Here is a 26,088-nt window from a genome sequence, read left to right on the forward strand (position 1 = left end):
ATCGCCTCGGGATTTCTTTTTATTTCGCCGCCAGCAAGCACGCATACCGCAGTTTAAGGCGCATTTTCCAGTTTTTCTTCACATTTCTTCCCCAAAGCCGCTGCACAAACAGATCGAGTGCGCGCTCCTCAAACGGTTCAAGCGCGATGCCGCCGTATATGGTTTTCTCAAGCAGACCGTTCACACGCTCGTACTCTCCGGGCTTAACCGACGGCAGCGTGTCCGCAAGCGCCTTATCGGTCGCTGCGGTCTCCCAGCCGAGCGCCGCGTCAATTCCCCAGAGGGAAATCAGCTTGAACATCAGCTTCTGCGACTGCCGCACGCGCTCCTCAACCGATATTCTGCGCCGTCTGCGGTCCGCATGCCACAGCAGGAACGCGCGCGTCAGCTCCATCGCGCACAGCAGCAGCGTGAACAGCACAATAACTATGCCGACAATACCAAATCCAACCGCAGCCACGTTTTTCACCACAGCCAGCGGCTTGGACTGCTCAGAACCACCGGTGCCGAACGGCTCGACCACCTGATCCGCACCTGACCGATCTTCGTCGATAGCCGCAGTTTTGCGCACCGTATCCGGCAGGCTGACCATCTTCTGCAGCGCAACCGCGTCAAAATAGTAACCCGGCGTCGCATCAACCGGCAGCCAGCCGATACCGTCAAAATAGACCTCAGCCCATGCATGTGCGTCCTGACCGGTCAGCGCAGCTGTTCCGTCCGCGCTGCTCTGCGTTTTGGCAATCGGCAGATAGTAGCCTTCCGCGTAACGTGCGGGAATGCCGTGCGCCCGCAGCGCCTGTACGGTCGCCGAGGCATAAAGCACTGCATTGCCCTTCCGCGAGTCTGTCAGGAAATATGCAATCGGGTCCGCATTATCCGGTGCGGCTTCGGCAGTCTCGCTGTAGCGCACCTGCGCTTTCAGCACCTCGCGGATGCGGCTGAGCGCACTGTAAACGCCGTCATTTTCATCATCATAATCCTGCCAGAACAGACGGTTCAGCACAGGCAGCAAATTCTCGTCCGCTGCGGTATATGCATCATACACAAAGCTGCGATAGACGGATTCCGTCTGCGCATAGGCTGCCTGCTCCTCAGTCTGCGGGTTGCTGACCCAGCTCTCCGCGACCATGAGCTCCGACGGCCGCGTACCCGAAACCTCGGTCACCGTATAATTGCGGATGCCGAACAGACCGCGCCCCTTGAGCAGCGCGTCCCTGCGTTCGCGCACGTCACCGTCCGTTACCTTTTCCATCGAAGCCGGTGCATACACCGCGTCGCGTGAAGCGTTCTTCACCGACACCTCGACCGTGTTGGTCTCCGGTGCATCGCCGGTCAGCCGATAGTATGCCGCCGACTGTGTAAACGGGTCAAAGCCCTGTGTCTGCAGCCAGTCCAGCATGCCGATGTTTTCTCCGCCGTAGACGGCATCCGGCAGTGGCTTCCATGTGCCGTTTTCATATTTTCCGCCGGTAAATCCGCGCAGATAGACCGACTTTTCCTGTTCCGTGTGTACATTCAGCATGGTTTCGCTGCTCTCGTGCAGAAGGTTCGCCTGAGAAAGCTCGCCCTGCGGCAGCGTATCCCTGCCGTAGCGCAGATCGTGCACTGTCTGCTTGATATTTTGCCGCAGACGATCGACCGACGGCATTTCCGTGCCGGACAGTCCCACCGCACAGGCACACAGCACCGCCGATATGCCAAGGCACCATGCGACCGCTCTGCGGGTGATCGCGCGGCTGCCGCTCGTCATGTGCAGACCCAGCTGCCCCGCTGTCAGCAGCACAAGCGCCAACGGATAGAATCCCTCGCCGAACAGCGAAAGCAGCAGCCAGAATACGCTGATGAACGCCGCGAGCCGGCTGCTCTGCCGGCTGACCGCATACCACGACAGCAGCCCGATGAGCACCGCCGCCAACAGCGCAAACGCCCATACATCCCGCTCGGAAGCTGCACCGGAAAACAGCGCGAGACCGCCTTCATGCACCGTATTCCACCGGTCGAGCATGGTGTTGAGCCATGCACGGCCGCCTGCAATGTATCCGCGGAAACCGGTCACGATCAGCACAGCCGGAACGGGTGCGAGCGCCAGCAACTGCGCCGCCGGAATGCGTTTCGCCGCAAAATCCGCCGCAGTGCCGCACAGTGCGCTGAGCGCGGCAGCCGCAAACACGGCAGCAAGGGACGGTGCGCGGCCGTTCCACAGCCGCTGCATGGTCAGCAGCGAACCACTCAGCAGCAATGCCGCCAGCAGCGCCATCCATCCGGCGGCCAGATATGGATTTGTCCGTTCGCCGGGTCGATACCGCCGAATCTCAGCCTGCTTCATCGTTTACTCCTATGACTCAGCATACCACACGGTACACTTCATTGATATCCTGCTCGGTCGGCAGCTCCATGATGCTGCACGAGCCGCTGCCCTCCACACGGGCGGTCTTGATGCCCGAAACCGCACTCAGCACCAGTACACCGACGCGGCTGTCCAGTCCGCTGAGATCCTGCTCATAGCGTCCTGCGGAAAAGATGAGCAGGCGCGTGAAATACCGGTCCAGATGCTCCATGACAAAGTACCGCAGGCCCGAACCACCGGTCTCCTGCACCGGAAAGCTGAGCCAACGCGGCAGAAGCTCGTGAAAATCCCGCTCCGTGCATACCTCAAACCGCTCTATGCCTTGTTTCGTCGGTACGACGGTGCAGAACGGCACGCCGCGGCGAATCAGCCGCTCGGCAACGAACGATGCAATGGCGACAGCCGCATTCAGCTCCTGCTGTGCCTCCGGTCCGGCCAAATGGCTGCGGCCGAAATCCGGCAGCAGCGCGATATTGTAATGAGAAGGGGCGCTCGCCTGACGAACGATCAGCTCATCCGTCTTGCCGGACAGCTTCCAGTGGATGGTTCGTATATCATCACCCGGGACATAGTCGCGAATGTCGAATATTTCGCTTGCATCGCTGCCCTTACGGTTCTGCATAACGCCGTCATTGCGCGTTGCGCCGATCGTTGCACTCGACAGCTCGGTTAAAACGCGCACATGATGCGGGTAGACCACCGTGCAGATTTCAGGGAACGGCTTTGCCTTGCTGCTGAACAGCCCAAACATATCCCGCACCTGCACCGAAATGCAGCGGAACGTGACCTTGCCGCACCAGACGAGCGGCACACCGATGGTATACTCCTGCTGATCGTCCGCCAGGTCGAACACCAGATATTTATGCACGCTCACGCCGAACATATCGTTGCGGGATTCCACCTCGACCAGAATGCTCTGTGCCGCCAGCAGCCGCCGTTTCGGCGCAAACGTGAACGTCATCGGTACGGTTTCGCCTTCCCGCCCGCCGGATTTAACACGCACAGAGGTGCGCAGCAGCCGCGCATCCCTGCGGGTGAGCAGCGCCATCAGCGCCGCCGATACCACCAGAACGATGAGCGCCGCCAGCAGAAACGGCTTGCTGAACAGGAGCAGCAGCACGAGCAGCGCCGCATACAGCAGCGCGAACGCCAGCCGGTTTTTCCACATAGCGCCTCACTCCTCTGTGTGCGCGGGCTTGATCTTCGCCATGATCTCCTCCAGCACCTGCTTTGCGGCAACGCCCTCCACGCGCGCCTGCGGGCGCAGCGCCAGACGGTGTGCACATACATCAACGAACACGTTCTGCACATCCTCGGGCACAACGTAGTTGCGCTCACGCAAAATCGCGCCTGCGCGCGCCATCCTGACCAGTGCGGACACGCCGCGCGGAGAGATGCCCAGCTCCACCAGCGGATGGCTGCGGGTCTGCTCGCACAGACGGATGGCATACGCCAGCACGCCGTCGGTCATGCGCACCGAGGTCAGGTAGTTCTGCACCTCAAGCAGATTCTGCGCGTTAGTCACCGCGCGGATCTCCTCCAGCGGATTGCTGTACCGCTGTGCGTTGATGATCTTCATCTGGTTTTCAAGGGTCGGGTAGCCGATGGACAGGCTGACCATGAAACGGTCGATCTGGCTCTGCGGCAGCGGCTGCGTACCGGCAGAACCCAGCGGGTTCTGGGTCGCAATGCAGATAAACGGCGCGGGCAGCGCGTGCGTTTCGCCGTCCACCGTGATGGTGTGCTCCTCCATGACCTCAAGCAGCGCGGACTGCGTTTTCGGTGAGGTACGGTTGATCTCGTCGGCCAGCAGCAGCTGACAGTTCGCCGCGCCCTCGCGGTACTCGAACCTGCCGGTCTCGCGGCTGTACATCGTAAAGCCGGTGATGTCGGACGGCAGCGTATCCGGCGTAAACTGAACGCGCTTGTTGCTCAGTCCCAGCGCGCGGGAAAACGCCACGGCGAGCGTGGTCTTGCCCACACCGGGACAGTCCTCCAGCAGCACATGACCTCCGGCATAAATGGTCATCAGGATCTTCTCGACAATATCTTTTCTGCCGATGAACGCCTTATTGACCTCGGCAATGATCTGCTTGGATTGTTCAACAATCATTCTGTTTCTCCTTCATCTTCTGTGGAAGTGCTGTCCGACGGTTCGGACGGAATGACGATCTCGTGCTTGCCGTCCGGCATTGGCAGAACCGTCGCATCGTCCGCCGAGGTGTCGGCAGAGCCGGTGTCCTTGCCGGTGCTGTCACCGGACGGCTCATTTGCTGCATCGCCGTCGATGGTCGGCGGTTCGCTGGTATTGCCGTTTGAGGTGTCAGTGTCAGTGTCCGTGCCGGGATTCGGCTCCGGAACCGGCGTCAGGTCATCCTTCTCCTCCGGATTCCTGTTCTGATCATCCGGCTCAACCATTTCCGGCTCCTGCTTTTTCGGCGCAAACTCAAAGCTGAGCTTGTCCACTTCCGGATAGTGAGTATCTACAGTGGTGCCCTCTTCAAATTCCGATGCGCCCGGAATCCACTCACGATGCCACAGCATTCTGCGGATACGATTCTCGACCGGCAGCAGGATTTCCTCCATTTTGGCATAGATTTCCTCCTCGGCTGCATCCGGCATGCCTGCAGCGACAGCTGCATACATTTCCGCATAGTTTTCATATCCCGCCATCGGATAGATCCATTTTTCAATGAAACGGAGATAAGCCTCCTCATCTCCCCAGGCGAGAATGTAGATTTTTATCCTGCTTTCATCAATACCGAAGGAATATCCCTCACCCGGTGTGAAATTCAGCAGCTCCGGCGGATTGCCATCCATGAAGGTCATGGTCAGCGTATCGCTCTCCACCCCTCGGAACGCATCCTGCTCAATACCGGCCAGACCGCTTTCCATGATGAGATATTCCAGGTTTTTGGTATTGGAGAAGGCTCCCTCACCGATATAATCCAGGCGCCAGCCATCCAGCAGTCCCAGTGTTTCATTATCCAGATCAATCGTGGTCTTGTCGGACGGCGCACCGATCAGCGTAATATAATCTCCCCGTACACGATACGGATAGAACTCCGAGGGTTCCTCTACCTTCGTTTCTGCGCCAAGCATGGTGCGGATATCGTTCTCCACATCCACGAGTTTCTGTTTAACTGCCGCATCGGTTTCTGCATACAGATCCTCCCATGTTCCATTGAACATCAGGTCCATCATGGTGTTGTCCCACAGATTCATGTAGCCGGTCGCATTCGGTGTGTCCATGCTGCCGAGCAGCGAATAGCGCCATTTCTTTACATAAGACGGTGCAATATCGTCTCCGGTCTCCCAGTCGGATCTGATGTGAACCCGCTGCAGCGTATCCTGCCACGTCCATTCATAGTTAAAGGTAAACGCGGAGGATGCACTGAATGTCAAAAGCTGCGGCACATTGCCGAAATCAGCAATCGTGATATCCTCCAGCGCACTGCATGCACTGAACAGACCGGTGTATATACTGCTGTTATTTTCAAAGCCCCGTGTAATGGAAACACCGGTCAGGCTCTTGCAATCCACGAACGAGTTCATATCCAGACGCTGTATATAGCCGTTCAACTCCAGCTTCGTGATATTTGTGCTCTGGAATGCCGCCTCACCGACCTCGCTGACGGCTGTAACGACCTCACCCTCCAGACCGGAATCGGCAAACACATAAGCATCAATATACTGCAGGTCCGGCAGTTTATCCCAGTTGATGGTAAACGAGCCCTCGGTGCCGTAAAACGCCTTATCGAACAGCTCTATCGTCCCCTCCGGCAAGGCAAGCTCCCCTTCGGTGTGCCTGCCGGCACGCAGACCGAGCCAGTCCTTGCCATCGCTCGCGCCGTACAGCATTTTCGTGCTGCCGATGTCTACAACATCGTAGCGCTGCACACCGGATTCCTCAACGAAATACGTCCAGTCCTCACCGTAGCCAATTCCCCCGGTCGGGGAATACATCACCGTTGCCTGTGCTCCCGTGCTGACCGCATACTCGCCCATATTGATGGACGACGCGTTGGACGCGATAAAGTTCAGCGAGGTACAGTTATCAAACGCCGCATTGCCGACAGACACCTCTCCGTTCGCATCAACCATGATGCCCTCCAGATTGGAGCAGCCGTAAAACGCCTGTGCACCGATATTTGTCAGCGATTCCGGCAGAAGCGCCCACTGCAGCTTCTGACTGCCTGCAAACGCACCGTCCGCCAGTGTGGTCACCCACAGCGTATTGCCGTCCGCATCCTGAATCGTGCCGTCAAACTCGGTCTTAGCCGGGTCACCGGCCATCAGCACAACCTCCGCGCTGCGCTCGTCTGTGTAGTAGGTCTCGCCCCGGCTGTTGGTCTGCAGGACGATTGCGCGGACATCTGTAATGCCTGCCGCGTCAAGCTGCGCCTGCACGTTCTCTGCCTGCGCCTTCCCGCCGCACAGGATGGTATCCACATTGCTGCTTTGGAAACTGTCCGGGTCGATTGCAATCCCGTCTTCGCCCTCGGGCAGAATGATAGTTTCAACCTTTTCCGCGTCCGCAAATGCGTTCGGACCGATGGCGCCGACGCCGCCCGGCAGCGTATAATATCTGGTCTGTGCCCGCACATGGGTGAGCGTTTTGTTCCCCTCGGCGTCCTTCTCCAGATAAGCACCATCGTGTGATTCCCAACTGCCGTCCGAGGATGCAACGTTCACACGCATGCCCTCCAGCGCAGTTTCGTTACTGTGCACGAAAGCACGAAATACGTCCGGCTCCACAATAATAACGCCGCTGTCCATACCGCCAAAGTCGATTTCCGGCAGGTCGCAGGCAGCTTTCGCCTGCAGGACCAGTCTGGTCACCTGTGTTGCGTTCGGCAGCGTCACCTTCTCTACATTTTTCGGAACGGTCAGCTCGGTCATGTCATACGGAATGCCGAGGTATGCACTGCCGTCCGCATTGGTAAGAATACCGTCCGCGGTTGCGGCATACGCTGTGCTGCCCGCATCCACAATATAGCCTTTCTTGACCTTGATGCCCTTTACGGCTGTCTGTGTGCCTTCCGTCTGTTCGCTGTAGCTTTTCGTGTTGACATACCGCACCGTATCCGGGATTTTGATGTAATCAACCTCATGCAGGGTGTTTTCCGTGCCCATATCCACCGCCTGCACATACTTCGGTACCTCGAGCACACTGCCGGGATCGCCCTCATAGCCGGTAAGTGTCTGCATGTAGATGAATTTCTGGGTGATTGAGAACTGCGGTGCGCTGACCGGCAGCTCCGATTCGGTCTCGTCCCAAGAATCCGCTGCAGGACCGTCTGCGGCATCTTCCTGCGAACGGGTTACCGCGCCGGTATCCATGTCATACCAACGGATTTTGACCTGCACTATATAGTTATCCTCCAGCGGGACCATATCCGCAGGCTCGATAACACGACGGCCCGCCGCCGGATGATACATCCACGGAATCAGCTTGCCGTCCTCCAGCCAGCCGGGGAACAACGCGGACAGACGTTCCTCTCCCAGCAGATCTCTCTGATAGCTGTACAGGTCGATTACCTTGCTCTCATCATCCGGATCAAAGCTGGTATCCTTATATGGATTGAGCAGGATATCACTGCTGAACTGACCGTTTTTATCGCTTTCCGTCAGCCTGCGGTTGAGGATGAAGATACGGTTTCGCTCCAGCGTGTAGGTAACATCCGAGTAGTCCTTCCACGCACTTTCTGCACTGAAGCGGTAAGACGCACTGATTTTGATCTCGGTCACATCGCTCGGAATCTCATCCAGAGTCTTATCATATTCTCCGGTTGCCTCATTAAAGAAGCTGAAGAAGGTATCGCCGATCCAGATACCGTTGATACGGACGAACACGCCGAAATGCAAATCGCTGTTGTCTGCACCCTTCAGGTTGCTCCAGTAGTAAATGTTGCCGTTGTGGTCATTTACATAGGTTTCCAATGCATTGTAGATCTTGCGGGCAGTGATGTTTTTCTGACCGGCGTACAGCGCAGACGGGTCTGCCTCTCCCGAACTATTCTGCGGCTGCCGAATAACAACCTCCTTTACTGTGTTGTCATTCACATTCCCTTCATAATACGGCTTACTGATCGGATCGTGCTCGCCGAAGATGCCTACGCTGGTCTTTCCGGAATCCGGCTCCCGCATGGTATCCGCAATGGAGCCGCCCTGTCCTGATGGCGGGGCAGCCGTGCCGCCGCCATTCGTATTGTCCGAACTGCCGCCGCCCGGCTTGCTCGGCTTATTATTGCCCGGCGCGGACGGCTCTCCCGGGGTATTCGGCGTATCAGGCTTTGCCGGATTTGCCGCGCCGCTATTGCCGCCCGGATTTTCTCCTGTGCCGGCGCCGCCGTTTCCGGGCACAACGGCAGTCGTGCCGCCCGGTCTGCCGCCGATGATGACATCCGCGCTGCCGCGGTCATTCGTCACGTTATATACGATATCGCCGGAGCTGCTCGCCGTCATGCTCGTGTCTGCCGTGCCGCCGGCAACCGAGAGCGGGTCGGAGAAATTCTCCTGCATGCGCTCGCGCTGGAACATGAAATCCGCACTGCTGTCGTTCTGCGGGCCGCTGGTATCATCCGCGCCGCTGTCCCGCTCCCAAAGCTCGCTGTCGTCCTTTTCTGCCGTGCTGTCGCTGCCCTTTACGTCCTGATCGTCGTCAAAATGCACCTGATTGGCATTGAAGCCGCGCTCCGTGTCCGAGGGGTGAAAATGATTGCCCGAGCGGTACGACGAAACGCCCAGAACCGTGCCCGTTGTCAGCGCTGCGGCGGCTGCCGCACCGAGTACGGTTTTGGTCAGTATTGCCCGCGACAGCAGAATCTTATCCAGCTTTCCCATCAGTTCCTCCTTTCTCTTCTCTGCAGAAATTTACCGATATTACGCTGCAGTGCCTGAAAATCGACCGGTTTTGCGTAATGACCGTTCATGCCGCTCTCGATAGACAAGCGCTCGTCCTCGACAAACGCATCTGCCGACAGCGCAAAAATCAGGATGCTCTTCGCATCCGGACGCTCCATTGCACGAATGGTGCGGGCCGCCGTGCGGCCGTCCATCACCGGCATCTGCACGTCCATCAGAATAAAATCGTAGTAGTTTTCCGGATGATCTGCGAACATATCCACCGCGATCTGTCCGTTTTCGGCCTTCTCGATCTCGGCGCCCATCTCCTGCAGCACCTCGACCATGATCATCGCGTTGATCTCGTTGTCCTCGACAAGCAGGATGCGTCTGCCGCGGAACGCATCCGCGTTCTCCTCCGTGGATGCGCGAGACGGCTCTGCCGCCGGTTCCGCAGGCTTTTCAGCAACCGGCAGATGCAGATACACCGAGAAATCCGAGCCTCTGCCCGGCTGGCTCTCCACCACGATCTCGCCGCCCATCAGCTTGACAAGCTGGTCAGTGATGGCCATGCCGAGACCGGTGCCGCCGTATTTCCGAGAGGTCCCCACGGTCTCCTGCTCGAACGGACGGAAAATACGGCTGATAAACGCCGGCTGCATACCAATGCCGGTATCGTGTACGCGGATCATCATATCCGCCACGCCGTTCCGCAGCATCATCTGCCGGAAGGTGACAATAATTTCACCCTCGCTCGTAAATTTGACCGCATTGGACAGAAAATTGATGATAATCTGGCTGATGCGCAGCTCATCGCCAAGGACGTAATCCACGGCCACACCGTCAAAGTTGACCTCGTAGCGGATGCCGCGGCTGTCAAGGTTTTTCGCAAACATATCGTACAGGCGGTCACCCAGTTCCCGCAGGCTGAACACCTTGTTTTCCAGTTCGACCTTGCCCGCCTCGATACGCGACATATCCAGAATGTCGTTGATGAGCGCGAGCATGTGATCGGACAGCTCATCCACCTTGGTCAGATACTGCATCGCCGGTGCATTCGCCTCGAGGTGGTTCTCCGCGAGCGTCAGCATGCCGATTATGCCGTTCATTGGGGTACGGATCTCGTGCGACATGCGCGACAGGAAGGTCGTCTTGGACCGGCTCTCCTCCTCGATCTTGGCAAGGCGCTCCTCGTACTGTTCCATCCGCCCGCACAGCCCGGTCGTGCGGCTGAAGCAGAACAGATCATATCCATCGTCCTCACCGCGTGTCACATTCAGCTGCACCCACTCGCCGTTCTTTGTCCGAAGGACGGTCTCGAACGGCTGTGCTCCGTCCCACGCACGGTATTTCTTCCAGACAGAAACGCCGTTCTGCCCGTCCTCCAGTGCGTCCGCAAGCAGCATAACATCCTGCCGGAGCTGCTCGAACGTCACACCGAGCAGGCTCTGCATATCGCCTGCCGCACAGAGCGGCAGCAGGTCGCGCCGACGCATGACAAGGCATACGTCATTACTCTGTCGATCCATGTTGTACAGCAGAATCTCATCTGCCCGCCGAAGTGCGCTCCTTTTTTTATCCGCACACTGCCCGCGGTTTCGCAGCGCCGCACACAGCAGCGCAACTGCCAGCAGTGCCTCAACGCAGCCGATCACCACCAACGGAAAGTGCTCACCCAGTATTTCCAGCCAATCCGTTATATGCATTCCTTCACCTGTCAAATTCCAGTTTTACTCTTTTCTGTATTTCTCATCCAGTCGATACCTGCATATCCATTTATACATAATAGCATTATACTCCTATATCTGTCGATTGACAACATTTTTCCCCAATACAACCGCTCTCTCCGACAAATTTCTCCCCAAAAAGCACAAAAAAGGATACAGAACAGTACCGTTCTGTATCCTCTTGTATCAATTTGGTTTTAAGCTGAATTACAGCTTTGCCAGCTCGGATGCAATCAGCTTGTTGATGATCTGCGGGTTGCCCTGACCCTTGGAAGCCTTCATGCACTGGCCTACGAGGAAGCCGGTAACATTCTTGCCTGCCTTGAAGTCGGCAACAGCCTTTTCGTTCTTGGCAATAACGTCCTGTACGATGGCCAGAATTGCGCCCTCGTCGGATACCTGCTTGAGACCCATGCGGTCAACGATAGCCTCAACGGTCTCGTCGGTCTCGAACATGCTCGGCAGGACCTTCTTGCCTGCGTTGCCGGAGATGGTGCCGGCCTCGATCAGCTTAACCAGAGCAACCAGCTTGTCCGCGGTCATCTTGGTCTCGCGGAGGCTTACGCCCTTGTCGTTCAGGTACTTGGAGATATCGGACAGGATCCAGTTTGCGGCAGCCTTGGGCTTAACCTGCTTTGCAGCAGCGTCGAGCAGCTCGGCCTTCTCAAAGCTGTCGGACAGCAGACGCGCCTCCATGGCGGTCATGCCGTACTCGTTGAGGTAACGCTCGTAACGGGTGATCGGCAGCTCCGGAACCTCGCTCTCGATCTGGTGCAGCCACTCGTCGGAGATCTCGACGGCGATGAGGTCCGGGTCCGGGAAGTAACGGTAATCCTGCGCGTCTTCCTTGGTACGCATTACCGTGTTCTTCAGCTTAACGTCGTCCCAGCGGCGGGTCTCCTGCTGGATTTCGCCGCCGTTCTCTACAACCTCAATCTGGCGTGCAATTTCGTAATCAATCGCACGGACCGCACCGGAGAAGGTGTTGATGTTCTTCATCTCGACACGGGTGCCCAGCTCGGTGGAGCCTTCCGGACGGATGGAAACGTTTACGTCGCAGCGGATGGAGCCTTCCTCCATCTTGCAGTCGCAGATGTCAAGGTAAGACAGCGTGGTCTTGATCATTTCAAGGAATTCCTTCGCCTCGGCAGAGGAATGCAGGTCGGGACGGGTTACCATCTCAATCAGCGGTACGCCGCAGCGATTGAAGTCAACGATGGTGCCGTCGATCTCGTCATGCAGCAGCTTGCCCGCATCCTCCTCGAAGTGGATGCGCTCGAGACGGCAGGAGTGCTTCACGCCGTCCACATAGAAGAATACCTCGCCGTTCTCGCAGATCGGCACATCAAACTGGGAAATCTGATATGCCTTCGGCAGATCGGGGTAAAAATAGTTCTTACGGTCAGCCTTGCACAGCTGATTGATGGTGCAGCCGGTAGCCTTGCCCATCTTGGCGGCGTAGTGTACAACCTGCTTGTTGAGTACCGGCAGTGCGCCCGGCATACCGGTGCAGACCGGGCAGGTGTGGGTGTTGATCGGTGCGCCGAAGCCAGTGGAGCACGAGCAGTAAATCTTGCTCTTGGTGGACAGCTCCGCATGCACTTCCAGACCGATGACAGCTTCGTATTTCATGTTTGTCTTCCTCCCTTACAGTGCAGCGATGATGTTCTTGAGACCGGACGCCTGCTCAAAAGCCAGACCGGCGTTCAGCAGCGTCTGCTCGCCGAAGCGCGGACCGATGAGCTGCATGCCGACCGGCATGTGGTTCTCATCAAAACCGCACGGCTGAACCAGACCCGGCAGACCGGCGATATTGACGGAAACCGTGCAGATATCGCCTGCGTACATCTCGAGCGGATTGGTGGTCTTGGAGCCGATCTCGTAAGCCGTGGTCGGCGCAACCGGCGTCAGGATGACGTCGCACTTCTCAAATGCGTTTGCAAACTCCTCGCGGATCTTGCGCTGTGCGGCACGAGCCTTCTTATAGTATGCATCGTAGTAGCCGGAGGACAGAACGTAGGTGCCCAGCATGATGCGGCGCTGAACCTCGGCGCCGAAGCCCTCGGAACGGCTCTTGGTGTACAGCTCGATGATGTCATCGCCTGCATTCGGGGTGCGGTAGCCGTACTTTACGCCGTCGAAACGGGCAAGGTTGGAGGAAGCCTCTGCGGAAGAGAGGATGTAGTAGATCGGCAGTGCATACTCAACGAGCGGCAGAGAGATCTCGAATACCTCTGCGCCGAGTGCCTTGTATGCCTCTGCAGCCGCCATAACGTTCTTGCGGACAGCATCCGAAATACCCTCGCCGAAATACTCCTTCGGCAGACCGATCTTGAGACCCTTGACGTCAGCGTTCAGGTTAGCGCGCAGCGAGCCTTCAAACGGGGTCTTGACAGAGGTGGAATCGTGCAGCGGATCGTGACCGGTAACCGCATCGAGCAGCATGGCTGCGTCCTCGATGGAGCGGCCGAACGGGCCGATCTGGTCGAGAGAAGATGCGAATGCGATCAGACCGTAACGGGAAACCGCACCGTAGGTCGGCTTCATGCCGACAACGCCGCAGAAGGACGCCGGCTGACGGATAGAGCCGCCGGTATCCGAGCCGAGCGCCAGCGGAGCCTCGCCTGCTGCAACAACAGCAGCGGAGCCGCCGGACGAGCCGCCCGGTACGCGGTCGAGACCATGCGGGTTGTGGGTCGGGTGCATAGCCGAATTCTCGCAGGAGGAGCCCATTGCGAACTCGTCCATGTTGGCCTTGCCGGTGATGACCGCATCGGAAGCAATCAGCTTCTCCATAACGGTTGCATTGTACGGCGGCTTGAAATTGCCCAGCATCTTGGACGCGCAGGTGGTCAGCGTGCCCTTGGTGCAGATGTTGTCCTTAATGGCGATCGGAATACCGGCCAGCGCGGAAAGCGTATCGCCGCTTGCGCGCTTCTTGTCTACAGCCTCAGCCTGCGCGAGCGCTGCTTCCTCGGCTACGGTAACGTAGCCCTGAACCTTATCCTCTACCGCCTTGGTGCGGGCAAAAACGTCCTTTGCCAGCTCTACTGCGGAGATTTCCTTTTTGCCGAGCAGCTCGGACAGCTCGGACGCAGTTTTTTCGTAAAGTGCCATGATTCTGTCCCCTCCTTACTCGACAACACGCGGAACTGCTACGCCGCCGCACTGGAAGTCCGGTGCATTCGGCTCGATCAGCTCATCCGGCGTGAATTCCTGGATCACTTCGTCCTCGTGGAACGCATTCTTGCGCTCGGTGTTGATAACATCGGTGATGTCGCCCAGGTCAAGCTCAGCCAGCTTGTCCACCATTGCGACGATACCCTGCATGTCATCGGCCAGACGGTCGAAAATGCCGCCGGTCGAATCCAGACGTGCCAGGGACGCGATGTGCTCAATTTCTTTTCTGGAAATTGCCATGTCGTTTGCCTCCTAATTATTTATCTTAAATCTATGATACGAATTTTATGATCTATCGTAGGACGGGGTGCCCTACGGCATATCTTATTTAAGCGTTTCCGCTGCCTTCTTCAATCATCGTCTTAAACTCTTCCTCGGTCAGCACCGGAACACCCAGCTCCGCTGCCTTCTGCAGCTTACTGCCGGCATTCTCGCCTGCGACGACATAGCTGGTCTTTTTCGACACCGAACCGGCCGCTTTGCCGCCGAGAGACTCGATCAGATCGTTGATCTCCTTGCGGGTATAGAGCGTCAGGCTGCCGGTTGCCACAATGGTCTTTCCGGCGAGCAGGTCGCTCTTTGCGGTCTTTTCACCGATGAAGTTGACGCCGTGTGCGCGCAGCTTCTCGATGAGCGTATGCGACTGCGGCAGCTCACGCCATGCGGCGATGCTCTCCGCTGTGGTCTGGCCGATGTCGCGGATCTCGGTCATCTCCTCAACCGGCGCAGTCAGCAGCGCATCGAGCGAGCCGAAGTGGTCGCTCAGGATGCGGCCCGCCTTCTGGCCGACATGCCGGATGCCGAACGCGAACAGCAGCCGCGACAGGTCGCGGGTCTTGCTCGCCTCGATCGAGCGGACAAGGTTGTTCGCCCAGACGTCCACCTTTTTACCGAGCGGCAGCAGCTGCTCGACCGTCAGGTCGTACAGGTCAGCCGCCGACTTGACCAGTCCGGCGTCGATCAGCTTCTGCAGGTTGCCCTCGCCGCAGCCGTCGATGTCCATCGCGTCACGCGACGCAAAGTGCATCAGGTTTCGCAAAAGCTGCGCCGGACACGAGGCACTCGTGCAGCGGATAGCCGCCTCGTCCTCATCGTCGTACACCGGCGCACCGCACACCGGACAGAACTTCGGGAACTCATACGACACGGAATCCAGCGGGCGCCGGTCCTTTTCCACGCCGATGATCTCCGGAATGATTTCTCCGGCTTTTCGGACGGAAACAATGTCGCCCACGCGGGCATCGAGCTGACGGATAAAATCGCGGTTGTGCAGCGTTGCGCGCGAAACCGTTGTACCGGCAAGCCTTACCGGCTCAAGCACGGCATTCGGCGTCAGCACGCCGGTGCGTCCCACCGTGATGACGATATCCTTGAGAAGCGTCTGCTTGACCTCGGGCGGGTACTTGTACGCCGCCGCCCACCGAGGGAATTTCGCGGTCGAGCCGAGCGTTTCACGCTGCGCGAAGGAGTTGACCTTGACAACAGCACCGTCAATGTCGAAATCCAGTTCACCGCGGGTCTCGCCCATGTTCTCGATCTCGCGCTGCACGTCCTGCGGGTCGGTGTAGACCGGATAGCGCGGACTTGTCGGAAAACCAAGGCTCTTGAGGTAATCGAGCGCCTGCACATGGCTTTCCATCGGCAGCTCGTCGCTGTTCTGAATGTTGAAGCAGAAGATGGACAGCTTTCTTTCCCGCGTAATTTTGCTGTCCTTCTGCCGCAGAGAACCCGCCGCCGCGTTGCGCGGATTGGCGAGAAGCGGCTTTTCGTGCAGCTCCAGTTCGGCGTTGAGGGCATCGAACACGGACTTTTTCATGTAGACCTCACCGCGCACAATGAGATGCGGCGGCGCGTTCTCCAGCTTTTTCGGGATGTCCTTGATGGTTTTGAGGTTCTTGGTTACGTCCTCGCCCACCTGACCGTCACCGCGTGTCGCACCGCGGACGAACACGCCGTCCACATATTCGAGCGCGACCGAAAGGCCGTCGATCTTGTACTCGACAACGTACTCCGCCTGTCCGACGGCATTCTCCACACGGGAATAGAACTCGCCCAGCTCGTCAAACGAGAAAACATCCTGCAGACTTTCGAGCGGGTAGGCGTGCGTTACCTTGGCAAACCGGCTGCTCGCCGTACCGCCGACCCGCTGGGTCGGAGAGTTCGCGTCCGCCATCTCCGGATGCTCGGCCTCGAGCGTGCGAAGCTGACGCTGCAGCATGTCGTACTCATAGTCGGTGATCTCGGGCGCGTCCTCGTTATAGTATTTTTCGTTGTGATACCGCAGCTGCTCCCGCAGAGCGGTAATCTGCTCACGCACGTCCATAATAAAACTCCTTTGGTGTGAGCAAATACTCACACAGATTAAGTATACCAAATGACGAGCAGTTTTTGAAGTATTATTTTCCGATTTCGTGAGAAATATCCGAATTTTCCTCGTAATCGCGGATTTCGCCGAGCAGATCAGAGCCGGAGCCGCCGATATAGGTGTACCGTTCGGGCACCGTGCCGACGATAACCGTGTCCGTGACCGGGTATGTCGAGACGATTTCCCGGTCTTCCCCGCCAAACGGCGTGAGAATGCGGAAGCCGGCGTGTACCTCAATGAGAATCCGGTGGCGCGTCTGGTTGATGCCCGCCGAGGTAAACGCGCTGACGAACTGCGCCTCCATCTGAGCAAGACCCGCAAGACCGACCTTCACCCTCGGGCCCATTCCGGTAAACAAACTGGGCGCGAATACCGTGCCGAGCGGCACCTCGGTCTGCGTTTCCTCCAGATAATCCAGGTGTTCAAACAGACCGTTGACGATACGCGCCTTCACCTTTCCGACTGCGATAATATCCGTACGCAAGGCCGTGATGCGGTTGTCGCTGTCGCGCTCAAGCACCACAAGGTCGGCAAATTCTTCCGGATGGGAGAAAACCTCGTCCTCCATCAAGGTGTTGATCTCCTTGATGGCGCTGTCCTCGCAGACGTTGACGGCGTACTCCATGAAAATGCGCTGAAAGCGTATGGTCAGCAGACCAAGACCAGCCGCTACTATCAGTATCAGTATGACAAGTGCCAGTCTCCTGCCATTTTTTCGTCTGCGCCGCATAATACCACCCCATTCAGCGTATGCGGCATACGTTTGCATAATCACCTTGTCGCACCCTGCGGTAAAGCGTTACAATATATTTCTCTATTAAAAAACTGTCCTAAACCGTCCTAAACTGTTTTACTATTATTATCTGCCAATATATATTCCCTTTTTAACAGATTAGGACACATTAGGACGGTTATTTTACATAACCGCTTAACCGTCACGTTAATTACTGACTACTAATTACCAATTCGCAATCACCAATTAACAAAAAAGAAGCACCCGATAAATCAGGTGCTTCTTTGCGCTTAACAGCTAAATGAGGAATTAGTCCTCGTAATCCTCGCCGTCCTCGAGCAGAGCACGGATGGACAGAGATACCTTCTTCTTCTCATCGTTGATGTCGATGATCTTAGCCTCGACAACCTGGCCAACCTCCAGCTCGTCCTCCGGCTTTGCGATGCGGTGATCAGCGATCTGAGAAATGTGGATCAGGCCGTCAACGCCCGGTACGATCTCAGCGAATGCGCCGAACGGCATGAACTTGAGGATCTTAACCTCAGCAACAGAGCCGATGTCGTACTTGGACTTGAATACGTTCCACGGATTGTCCTCCTCGCGCTTGTAGCCGAGGGAGATCTTCTTGTTTTCCTTATCCAGACCGATAACGAATACCTTTACCTTGTCGCCAACAGAAACGACCTCGGACGGGTGCTTGATACGGCCCCAGGACAGCTCGGAGATGTGAACCATGCCGTCCACGCCGCCGATGTCTACGAATGCGCCGTAGGAAGTCAGGGACTTAACGGTGCCGTCGTACTCGTTGCCGATCTCGATGGTGTTCCAGATCTGCTCAGCAGCAGCCTTGCGAGCCTCCTGCTGGATCTGACGGATAGAACCAACAACGCGCTTGCGCTGACGGTTGATCTCGGTGATATAGAAGGACTGCTTGGTCTTAACCAGCTGGCTCATCGGCTGATCCTTCGGTACGCCGGTCTGGGATGCCGGGATGAATACGCGTACGCCGAATGCAGTTGCTACAACGCCGCCGCGGTTCTCCTCAACGATGGTGCCCTCAACCGGGGTGTGCTCCTCGTAAGCCTTCTCAACGGTCTCCCAGCCCTTCAGCTGATCAACGCGCTTCTTGGACAGAGTGATGGTGCCCTCGCCGTCGTTTACGCGAACAACAACAGCCTCGATCTCGTCGCCAACGTGGATGTTGGCAGCTACGTCGTAGTTCGGGTCGTCAGACAGCTCACCCAGCGGGATATACGCAGTGTGCTTAACGCCCAGATCTACCTGTACGTCGTTATTGGAAATACCTACAACGGTGCCGGTTACCTTTTCTCCATTATTTAAAGTCTTGAAGGACTCCTCCAGCATTGCTGCAAAGTCCTCACCAGTTTCAATCTTGGTTTCTTCGCTCATCATGTTACTGACCTCCTTAATTATCCATGCCGGTGTGGACGCTCCCGCCGTGATCCCGATGTGCTGGTGCTGCCCGAGCTCCTGCGTAGTAAGCTCTGCCGCGTCTTCGATGTAGCGCACATCCGAGCACAGCGACCGACTGATCTCATACAGCCGTTTGGTGTTGGAGCTTTTCTTATCTCCGATCACGATCATTTGATCCGATACACCGGCAAGCAGACGAGCCTCCGACTGGCGCTCATCCGTCGCTTTACATATTGTATCAAAAATTTTGAGGTTTGTACACCTTTTTTTTATAAGTCCTACGGAAATATTCCAAATTGACCGGTTGACGGTGGTCTGTGCGACCAGAGAAATGGGTTTATCTTCCATTTCAGGCCGTTCCGAGAAGGCTCTCGCCTGTTCCTCACCCTCAAGCACGATCGACTCGCCGCACCAGCCCTGAATGCCCACAACCTCCGGATGTCCGGCGCTGCCGAGAATGACAATCAGCCGTCCGTCCGCGCTCTCTTTGTCCACTATTTTGTGTATTTTCCGCACAAAAGGGCAGGTTGCATCAAAGATTTCGCACTTTTTTGCTTGAAGCAGCGTGTAAACATTCCGCGGTACACCGTGCGCCCGAATGAGCACGCCGGCACCGTCCGGAATGTCCTCCAGCGCATGCGCGGTGTGCACACCGAGCTTCTCCAGCCGCTCAATTTCGTGCATGTTGTGAATGATTTCACCATAGGCATAAATTTTTCCGTTTTTTTTCGCCTGCTGCTCGGCGAGGTCCACGGCACGGCGCACGCCGAAGCAGAATCCGGCGGTTTTAGCTACCGTTACGCTCATACCTGCTCCTTCAGCGCGTAGATGCGGCGCAGGATATCATCCGCGATCAGGCCGTAGTCCTTCTGCTTCGGATCCGTCGTGAACGGCTTGCCGATCACGACTGTGGCTCTGCAGCGGAAACGCTTGCCCTCGGTGATATACATCGGCAGGATCGGTGCCCGGGTCTTGACTGCCAACATAGCCGCGCCCTTTTTGGTCTCGCCTTCGGCAGCATGGCGTGTGCCCTGCGGGAAAATGATCAGCTTCTGACCGGCACGGACACAGCCGAGCGCGGTCTTGATGGCGGTGATATCCGCGCCCTCACGGTCGATCGGAAAAGCGCCGAGCGCCGCGATCAGCCACGCGAATATCTTCTTCCGGAACAGCTCCTTTTTCGCCATCAGGCGCAGCGGCGTCTTGCCGCCGAGTGCGACCGCCGCAAACGGCGGGTCGGACAGCTGCACATGGTTCGGACAGACAACGCAGCCGCCCTCCGGGATGTTTTCGCGTCCGATCACGCGATAGCCAAAGAAAATATGGAACGCCAGCGCTACCAGCGGCACAACCAAAGCCTGGAACCAGCGGTGGTACTTGAATTTCATGCCTTTTCCTCCGTTTTTTCACGAATAATACGCAGAACGGCTGCTATGCTCTCCTCGAGCGTCAGGCTGCTCGTATCCAGCAGAACCGCATCGTCCGCCTGTTTGAGCGGCGCAACGGCTCTCGTCATGTCCTGCCTGTCGCGCTCGTTGATATCGTGCAGGATGCCGTCCATCGTCACCTGCTGCCCCTTCTCAATCAGTTCCTTATAGCGGCGCTCCGCACGGGACTGTGCCGAGGCGGTCAGAAAAATCTTGACCGGCGCATCCGGCAGGATAACCGTGCCGATGTCGCGGCCGTCCATCAGGATATTGCCGTTTTTCGCCATATTGCGCTGGGTTTCCAGCAGAAACCGGCGTACTTCCGGCACAGCGGATACCTTGGACGCGTAGTACGAAATCTCCGGTGTACGGATGGCTTCGGAGACATCCTCGCCGTTCAGGAGAACGTGCTGTGCGCCGTCCTGATAGGTCAGCTGAATGGCAATCTCCGGCAGGGTTGCGATAATGCCTGCCGTATCCTCTCCGGCAATGCCCCTGCGGCACACCGCCAGACCGATGGAACGGTACATCGCACCCGTATCCACATATACATAGCCGAGTTTTGCCGCGGCAGCACGCGCCACGGTGGATTTTCCGGCCCCGGACGGGCCGTCAATGGCAACCGAAATGTACTTCATCATGATTCCTCCTCCGTAGCCGACAGACCCGCCAGACGGCCCGTGGACCACGCAATCTGCAGGTTGAAGCCGCCCGTGTAGGCGTCCACATCGAGCACCTCACCTGCGAAATACAGGTGCGGCAGCTTTTTGGACTCCATGCTTTTCGGGCTGACCTCGCGGACGGATACGCCGCCCGTAGTGATAATCGCCTCAGCAATCGGACGCTTGCCGGAAATCTCGACCGGGAACGCCTTGAGTACGCGCAGCAGCGCGGCACGCTGTGCCTTGGTGATGGAATTGACCTTCTCGCGCGGGTCGATGCCGCTCTTTTCGATCACCACCGGAATCATTTTCCTAGGCAGCAGTTCACCGAGCGCGTTGATAAAATCGCTGTTCTTGTGCTTGTCAAAGTCCGAGAGCAGACGCTTGTCGAGCGTCTTTTCGTCCAGCGCAGGCTTGAGATCAATCTCCACACGGTACTTTTTGCTGCCGAAATGACGCATATGCGCACTCGCGGACAGCACCAGCGGACCGGACAGACCGAAGTGTGTGAACAGCATTTCGCCAAAGTCCGAGTAGAGCTTCTTCTCGTTTTCATACACGGTCAGCTGCACGTTGCGCAGGCTGAGACCCATTAGCTTTTGACAGGTGTCGCCGTCCTCGACGAGCGGTACGAGCGACGGATTTGCGGGCACAACCGTGTGTCCCGCCTGCTTCGCGAAGCGGTAGCCGTCGCCGGTCGAGCCGGTCTGCGGATAGGACGCGCCGCCGGTCGCCACGATAATGCGATCTGCCTTATAGGTCTTGTGACCGGCACGAACGCCTGTGAGCACACCGTCCTCGATGAGCAGCTCGTCTGCGGTCGTATGTACGATGGTCACACCCGCCTTTTTCACCCACAGGAACAGCGCATCGATGATGTCGGCTGCCTTGTCCGACTGCGGGAACACGCGGTTGCCGCGCTCTGTTTTGAGGGCAACGCCGCGGCTCTCGAAAAAGTCCATCACGTCCGCCGGACCGAAGCCGCCGAGCGCGGAATACAGAAAGCGCGGGTTGACCGGCACGTTGCGCAGAACCTCCTGCACATCGCAGTTATTGCACACATTACAGCGGCCCTTGCCCGTGATAAACAGTTTGCGGCCAACTTTTTCGTTGGTTTCCAGCAGCGTCACCTGCGCGCCCTGCTCCGCGGCAGTGCCTGCCGCCATCAGACCGGCTGCGCCGCCGCCGATTACGATAATGTTCAATTTATATCGTCCTCCGGTTTTTCATATACGTCGTATTCTTCCCAGATGCGCTCCAGCTTGTTAAATGTCTGCTCAATCTCATCGCGGCGGCTCATGCCGACAGCCACGATTAGTGCGTTGATGACCGACAAGGGCGCCACGAGCGAATCGACAAAGCTCGCCATATCGCTGCGTGCGAGCAGCACATGATCGGCCACACGCGCCAGCGGCGACAGCTGCGAGTCGGTCAGTGCGATAACGCGGGCACCGCGGTCGCGGGCGTACTTCATCGCACTCAGCGTGCGCTTGGAGTAGCGCGGGAAGCTGATGCCGAACAGCACATCACCCGGTCCGACACGGAGCACCTGCTCGAAAATCTCGCTGACGCTGTTCGTATGTACAAGCGTCACATTTTCAAACAAAAGGTTGAAGTAAAAGCCTAAAAAGCTGGCTAAAGCGCTCGAGGAGCGCACACCGAGGATATAGATTCGCTTGGCGCCCATGAGCGCGTCCACCGCGCCCTGAAAGGCATCGCGGTCGATCTCGTCGAGCGTTACGCGGATCATGTCCGTATCCGCGTGCAGCACGGTCTGCAGCACATCGCGGCCGCCCATGCGGTCGCCCGCAACCTCCATGCGCTGCACCGAGGTCAGCTTGTTGCGGATCATCTCCTGCAGGGCACGCTGCAGGTGCGGATAGCCGTCATAGCCAAGCTCGGTCGCAAAGCGCACGACCGTGCTTTCACTCACGCCGACAGTCACACCCAGACGGCTCGCGGTCATGAACGCAGCCTTGTCGTAGTGCTCTAAGATAAAACGCGCGATCTGCTTCTGACCCTTGGAAAAGCCGGGCAGCTCGCTTTGAATTTTTGTGATCAGGTCATTCATTATATTCTCTCCTGCATTGCATTCTCTGCATACATTCCTGCATTTGCACGATACTATTGTAAGTGAACCTGCAAAAAAATGCAAGAGCATATGGGTGCAAATTGCAAAAAGGCAGGGATTCCCTTAGAAGATCAGAGGTTCTCCTGCACATCGGCAGCGATGTCCTGCAGATACGCAATCTCGTCATTCGTCAGCTCGCGCCATGCGCCGCTCTTGAGGTGCGGATCGAGCGGCATCGTGCCTATTGCCACGCGCTTGAGGCGGCGAACCTCCAGACCGCACTTCTCGCACATTTTGCGAATCTGGCGGTTGCGGCCCTCGTGGATGGTCAGGCGCAGCTTGGCGCTCAGCTCATCGCGGTCGATCGTAACGACCGTTGCCGGACGGATGCTGTAGCCGTCAATCTCCATCGGCTCTGCGAGCTTCGGGATGTTTTCCAGATTGCCGCGCACGCGCACCTCATAATGCTTCTCTACCTCGTGGCGCGGATGGGTCAGCGCGTTAAGCAGATCGCCGTCGTTGGTCAGCAGCAGCAGACCCTCGGAGTTGTAATCCAGACGGCCGACCGGCACGACACGCGCACCGCAGCCGCGCACCAGATCGGCAACCGTCTTGCGGCCGTGCTCGTCCTTCATGGTGGTGACGTAACCGCGCGGCTTGTACAGCATTAAGTACACCTTTTCCTCGGCACCGCCGATGGGCTTGCCGTCCACGAAAATTTTGTCACGGCGCGGATCGGCCTTGTCACCGACCGAAGCCTTTTTGCCGTTTACCGTTACGCGGCCGTCGTCGATCCAACGCTCCGCCTCACGGCGGGAGCACAAACCTGCTTGCGCCAGTAATTTCTGCAGTCTTTCTTCCATTTATGTTACCTCTTTCGTGTTGTTCTATTGTTTTAATGGAAAATGGAGAATTGAGAATGGAAAATGAATGTGTTGCCTTACAGGCGGAATTTAATTACGCCGCGCTGCGGCGATTCCGACGCGGCGCGGATGAAACTCGCGCAAGGATAGCGTCATTCTCCATTCTCCATTTTCAATTCTCAATTTCTAAACCGTTCCATAATGCGTTCAACGAAGGATTTTTCTTCCGCCGGAAGCAGCGATTCCCCGCCATAGACCAGTGTATCGCGTCCCAAGACGCAATCCCCGAGCCGATACTCGACCGAACCCGCCTGCGCCGTCCTCACGACCGGTGCATAGCAGATTTTCTCGCCGTAGCGCACGCGCTGCAGTTTCTCCTTTTCACCCGGCAGCAGATATGCCGTCACAGTATTCTTCGCTGCGAGCGGCACGGACGCGGTATCGCCGCCGAACACGCGTGCGTTTGCGATCGTGTCTCCTGCCTTATGCAGCGTGACCTCGCTGTACTGCGCAAAACCGGCGTCAAGCATCTCCATGTGGTCGTTCCAGTCGTTCGGATCATTGAGCGTCACCGCGATGATGGTGCGCCCGTTGCGCTCGGCCGCCGAGACCAGACACCGCCCTGCCGCCCGCGTAAAGCCGGTTTTCACGCCGATCGCACCGTCGTACATGCTCAGCAGACGGTTGTGATTGCTCAGCGCATGCCCGCTGACCGTGCAGCTTTTTGTCGAGACGATCTGCCGGAACACCGGGTCCTTGAGCGCTGCCGCAGTGATCTTGGCCAGCTCATGTGCGGTGGTGTAGTGCGTGTCGGACGGCAGGCCGTTCGGATTGTCGAAATGCGTGTCCATCAGACCGAGTTCCGCCGCTTTGGCGTTCATTTTGCCCACAAAGGCGTTCATGCCGCCGCACTCTCCCGCGATGGCGACCGCCGCATCGTTGCCGGACGCGAGCATGAGTCCGTACAGCGTATCCCGCAGCGAGAGTGTCTCACCCGCTTTCAGGTACATGGATGAGCCTTCCACGGCGGCGTACTCCGGCTTTACGGTATACACGCGGTCAAGGTCACCCTCGCCGAGCGCGACGAGCGCGGTCATGATCTTGGTGGTGGACGCCATCGGCAGGCGGCTGTCCGCGTTCTGCTCGAACAGCGTTTCACCTGTGTCTGCATCGATCACGACGGCCGCCCGTGCGCTCACCGCGCCTGCCCTCGGCAGCACGAGCAAAAGCGCGAGCACGCAAAACAGCTTTTTCACATTGCACCACTCCCCGCATAACAAAACCTACTCAGCATTCACGCGAGTAGGTTTTGCGGGAAAACGCGGTTTTATTCGTCGCCGGACAGGGGTTCCGCCACTTCGGCTGCGTCCTCGGTCTTGCCCTTGAAGCCGCTGACGAAATTGGACACCTTGTTGATCGCACCCGGGATCATCTCGACCAGACGATCCACCGTGTCGGACGCCTGTGCGTTGATGCCGAGGATGTTGGCGCTGCCGTCCCTGCCGATGACAAGGAAGCACACCGGCGAAACCGTCACACCGGCGCCGCTGCCGCCGCCGAACGCAAGCGGAGACCCGCTTGCCGCGTGCTTGGACGCGAACTCGCTGCCGCCTGCGCCGAAGCCGAACGACACCTTGGAGACCGGGATAACGGTCGTGCCGTCCGCCGCTACGATCGGGTTGCCGATAATGGTATTAACATCCACCATTTCCTTGATTTTGGACATGGTTTCGGTCATCAAATCACTGATAGGATGATGTTCACTCATAATTTTCGCCTTCCTTTATACGTTTTAACTGATTATTTGAAATATTTCTTGTACAGCTTATACATTGGCTTGCCATGCCGCAGCAGCACTCTGACGAGCGATATCGGCCGTATCGAGCAGTTTACGGTAAATGCCCACTCGGTATGGTCGGCGTTGAAGTCCGCGTCTGCGCTGACATGGTAATCCTGCATATCGAAAGTATTCTCCAGGAACGGAACAATGATTCCGCAGAGCGCCGCAGCCTGCCCGAGCAGAATGCCGGTCTGCGCCGCATCGTCTGTGCCGATAACTACGCGCGCCCGCAGTCTGCTGATGCGCAGGCGGTCGGTCAGGTCGCTGAGGAAATCGCGCACCGTGCCTGCGATCTCACCGACATCCAGTCCGTCCTTCGGCAGCGAAAGACCGAGCTTTCCGCTCGTTTTCTTTTCGTTTTCCTCGGATTTCTTCTGCTCCGCTTCCGTTTCCTCTTTTTTCTTTTTCAGGTGGCGCGGTCTCGGATACAGCGGAATGCGAACCGGCCCATACCGTGCCTCCACGCTTACCTCGCCGGTCACGCCGACGGCTTCAATGCCTGCCCGAATATTCAGCAGCACCAGCACAATCACCAATGCCAGCAGTACAATTCCAAGCAGAATGCCTAAAATCCAGAGTAAAACCGTTCCCAT

19 protein-coding genes are annotated in these 26,088 nt (G+C 57.4%); all 19 read right to left on the reverse strand.

From position 1 onward, the window contains the following. Positions 1-19: 19 nt before the first annotated feature. Positions 20-2,326, reverse strand: a complete 2,307-nt coding sequence (locus PGS25_RS06105) for a transglutaminase-like domain-containing protein (protein WP_270417994.1) — start codon at positions 2,324-2,326, stop codon at positions 20-22. Between the two features lie 16 nt (positions 2,327-2,342). Continuing rightward, positions 2,343-3,515, reverse strand: a complete 1,173-nt coding sequence (locus tag PGS25_RS06110; protein ID WP_270417995.1) for a DUF58 domain-containing protein — start codon at positions 3,513-3,515, stop codon at positions 2,343-2,345. 6 nt (positions 3,516-3,521) lie between these two features. Next, positions 3,522-4,460 carry an AAA family ATPase gene (locus tag PGS25_RS06115; RefSeq protein WP_118481275.1) on the reverse strand — a complete coding sequence of 313 codons (939 nt, stop codon included), beginning with the start codon at positions 4,458-4,460 and terminating at the stop codon, positions 3,522-3,524. Then, positions 4,457-9,193 carry a leucine-rich repeat protein gene (locus tag PGS25_RS06120; protein ID WP_270417996.1) on the reverse strand — a complete coding sequence of 1,579 codons (4,737 nt, stop codon included), beginning with the start codon at positions 9,191-9,193 and terminating at the stop codon, positions 4,457-4,459. Before PGS25_RS06120 ends, PGS25_RS06115 begins: the two co-directional genes overlap by 4 nt. Continuing rightward, positions 9,193-10,899, reverse strand: coding sequence for an ATP-binding protein (locus PGS25_RS06125; RefSeq protein WP_270417997.1), 1,707 nt, complete (start codon positions 10,897-10,899; stop codon positions 9,193-9,195). Before PGS25_RS06125 ends, PGS25_RS06120 begins: the two co-directional genes overlap by 1 nt. A gap of 228 nt (positions 10,900-11,127) precedes the next feature. Continuing rightward, entirely contained in the window at positions 11,128-12,552 is a 1,425-nt protein-coding gene (gatB, locus tag PGS25_RS06130) for an Asp-tRNA(Asn)/Glu-tRNA(Gln) amidotransferase subunit GatB (RefSeq protein WP_110436651.1), read from the reverse strand. Between the two features lie 15 nt (positions 12,553-12,567). Next, complete coding sequence (gatA, locus tag PGS25_RS06135) at positions 12,568-14,037, reverse strand: Asp-tRNA(Asn)/Glu-tRNA(Gln) amidotransferase subunit GatA (protein ID WP_118481272.1); 1,470 nt, start codon at positions 14,035-14,037, stop codon at positions 12,568-12,570. A 15-nt stretch (positions 14,038-14,052) separates the two neighbouring features. Further along, the gene (gatC, locus tag PGS25_RS06140; RefSeq protein WP_110436649.1) at positions 14,053-14,340 is read right to left on the reverse strand and encodes an Asp-tRNA(Asn)/Glu-tRNA(Gln) amidotransferase subunit GatC; all 288 of its coding nucleotides are present in this window, start codon (positions 14,338-14,340) and stop codon (positions 14,053-14,055) included. 88 nt (positions 14,341-14,428) lie between these two features. Continuing rightward, entirely contained in the window at positions 14,429-16,423 is a 1,995-nt protein-coding gene (ligA, locus tag PGS25_RS06145; RefSeq protein WP_270417998.1) for an NAD-dependent DNA ligase LigA, read from the reverse strand. Positions 16,424-16,496: 73 nt separating this feature from the next. Then, complete coding sequence (gene yunB / locus PGS25_RS06150; RefSeq protein ID WP_270417999.1) at positions 16,497-17,195, reverse strand: sporulation protein YunB; 699 nt, start codon at positions 17,193-17,195, stop codon at positions 16,497-16,499. Positions 17,196-17,507: 312 nt separating this feature from the next. After that, a complete protein-coding gene (locus tag PGS25_RS06155) occupies positions 17,508-19,439 on the reverse strand; it encodes a bifunctional 4-hydroxy-3-methylbut-2-enyl diphosphate reductase/30S ribosomal protein S1 (protein ID WP_270418000.1) in 1,932 nt (643 codons plus the stop codon). After that, on the reverse strand, positions 19,436-20,020 hold the full coding sequence (locus PGS25_RS06160; RefSeq protein ID WP_270418001.1) for a lysophospholipid acyltransferase family protein: 585 nt from the start codon (positions 20,018-20,020) through the stop codon (positions 19,436-19,438). Before PGS25_RS06160 ends, PGS25_RS06155 begins: the two co-directional genes overlap by 4 nt. Continuing rightward, the gene (gene cmk, locus PGS25_RS06165) at positions 20,017-20,700 is read right to left on the reverse strand and encodes a (d)CMP kinase (RefSeq protein ID WP_227109852.1); all 684 of its coding nucleotides are present in this window, start codon (positions 20,698-20,700) and stop codon (positions 20,017-20,019) included. Before cmk ends, PGS25_RS06160 begins: the two co-directional genes overlap by 4 nt. Beyond that, the gene (locus tag PGS25_RS06170; RefSeq protein WP_270418002.1) at positions 20,697-21,926 is read right to left on the reverse strand and encodes an NAD(P)/FAD-dependent oxidoreductase; all 1,230 of its coding nucleotides are present in this window, start codon (positions 21,924-21,926) and stop codon (positions 20,697-20,699) included. Before PGS25_RS06170 ends, cmk begins: the two co-directional genes overlap by 4 nt. Beyond that, complete coding sequence (locus PGS25_RS06175; RefSeq protein WP_110436642.1) at positions 21,923-22,792, reverse strand: MurR/RpiR family transcriptional regulator; 870 nt, start codon at positions 22,790-22,792, stop codon at positions 21,923-21,925. Before PGS25_RS06175 ends, PGS25_RS06170 begins: the two co-directional genes overlap by 4 nt. 131 nt (positions 22,793-22,923) lie before the next feature. Continuing rightward, complete coding sequence (locus PGS25_RS06180; protein WP_270418003.1) at positions 22,924-23,655, reverse strand: pseudouridine synthase; 732 nt, start codon at positions 23,653-23,655, stop codon at positions 22,924-22,926. Between the two features lie 179 nt (positions 23,656-23,834). Continuing rightward, positions 23,835-24,911: a D-alanyl-D-alanine carboxypeptidase family protein gene (locus tag PGS25_RS06185; protein WP_270418004.1), complete on the reverse strand. Its 1,077-nt coding sequence runs from the start codon at positions 24,909-24,911 to the stop codon at positions 23,835-23,837. A gap of 71 nt (positions 24,912-24,982) precedes the next feature. Beyond that, entirely contained in the window at positions 24,983-25,423 is a 441-nt protein-coding gene (gene ytfJ, locus PGS25_RS06190) for a GerW family sporulation protein (protein ID WP_270418005.1), read from the reverse strand. Positions 25,424-25,455: 32 nt separating this feature from the next. After that, complete coding sequence (locus PGS25_RS06195; protein WP_270418006.1) at positions 25,456-26,088, reverse strand: DUF2953 domain-containing protein; 633 nt, start codon at positions 26,086-26,088, stop codon at positions 25,456-25,458.

The organism is Butyricicoccus sp. AM78-15b2TA, assembly GCF_027665985.1.
Classification (GTDB): Bacteria; Bacillota; Clostridia; order Oscillospirales; family Butyricicoccaceae; genus Agathobaculum; species Agathobaculum butyriciproducens.